Genomic DNA, 1,467 nt, shown 5'->3' on the forward strand with positions numbered 1-1,467 from the left:
GGTCAAACTGTTGGCCCCGAATACCCGGCCGACCGTGACCCCTCATGATCGCCTGTCCATTGCACTGGACCATCCGACCATGATGTCTTGCCGCCAGCCGGTGACGTTAGCCAGTTACCCGGTGATGGGGCGCAGTACCGTTGAGGTCAACAGTCAGGTGCTGCTGACGCTGACCACCTCGGATCCGCAGGAAGTTCAGGGGTGGCTGCCGGGGGGCGAACTGTATACGGACTTGTTTGCCTTGCTGCATGTTTACCTGGGGGCACGGTTGCATGCGCGCCTGCAATTGCGCGTGCCACGGCCGTTGCTGCCGGATGCGCAGCTTTCCTGTTCTCCCCGGCTCGGTAGCCCGCAGTTGGGGAGAACGGCGATCATGCGGCGCATGGCGGCCCCCCCGAGCCCGGCGGTGGAGGACATTGTTACCATCAGTTTAGGGCGTTATCAGTCCGTTTTTGAGAATACTAACTACAGGGAGGCCGAAAGTGGCGAATATCAATATTAAGGGCGCGATGTTGTTTAAGGACGGTGTGTTCTTTAAAAACGGTGTGTTCTGGCGGCGTAAACCGGCTGCAGTGCTACTGTCGTTATTGATGGTGAGCGGGCTGTTGTCCGGTTGTGGACTGACGCAAAGGGTGTCTGACGGGGCGGTGTCGATGACCAAAGCCGTTTTTTACAAACAGGTGAATACCTTGCATCTGGACATCATGGCGCGGCCGGCCACCAACAATAATGCCAGTGGTGCGCCGCTTTCCACGGTGGTGCGTATTTATCAATTGAAAGACCGCAAGACGTTCGATAGCACCGATTATCCGTCGTTGTTTGCCAGCGACAGCCAGGCCATCAAGGCGGATTTACTGGCTGAAAAAGATGTTTCAGTCAGGCCGGATGAAACGGTCTCCATTGATATGCCGATGGAGAAGGAGACCCAGTACGTGGCGGTGGCCGGGATGTTTTTGTCGCCGAATCAGGAGAAAAACAACTGGCGTGTGGTTCTCAAGCGCGATGAGCTGGATCCGGACAAGGCACGGCAAATCGAACTTAAAGATCAGGGTCTTACCCTGCTCCCATTAAAGGAGTAACCCATGCCACGTCCCTCATTATATGAAACCCTCTACGGCAACTTTGCCGGGGGGCTGGATTTGCACCAAATCAGTGAAGAGAACCAGCTGATTATGTCGGTGCTGGACAATATGCAGCGTATACTCAACTGCCGTGCCGGGACTTTGTCCCATTTACCGGACTATGGTCTGCCGGATATGAGCAAAATCCTGCAGGGGATGCCCGGTACCGCCCACCAGTTAATCACTACCCTGTCTGACGTGTTGCTGAAATATGAGCCGCGTCTGAAGAGGATTGATGTGCTGATGCTGGAACAGAGCACCCCCGGTGAGTTACGCTATGCCATTGATGCCGAGCTGAAAGGTGTGGGTCTGGTGCGCTATGGCACCGAATTTACCCCACAAGGCA

3 protein-coding genes are annotated in these 1,467 nt (G+C 55.5%); all 3 read left to right on the forward strand.

The window, feature by feature from the left end:
* Nucleotides 1–502, forward strand: a 502-nt coding sequence (locus IO95_RS10575; RefSeq protein WP_037385234.1) for a type VI secretion system baseplate subunit TssG, incomplete at its 5' end; no start/stop codon positions are given.
* Nucleotides 503–590: 88 nt separating this feature from the next.
* Complete coding sequence (gene tssJ, locus IO95_RS10580) at nucleotides 591–1,079, forward strand: type VI secretion system lipoprotein TssJ (RefSeq protein ID WP_051791186.1); 489 nt, start codon at nucleotides 591–593, stop codon at nucleotides 1,077–1,079.
* Nucleotides 1,080–1,082: 3 nt separating this feature from the next.
* Nucleotides 1,083–1,467, forward strand: a 385-nt coding sequence (tssE, locus tag IO95_RS10585; protein WP_037385237.1) for a type VI secretion system baseplate subunit TssE, incomplete at its 3' end; no start/stop codon positions are given.

Source organism: Serratia sp. DD3 (assembly GCF_000496755.2).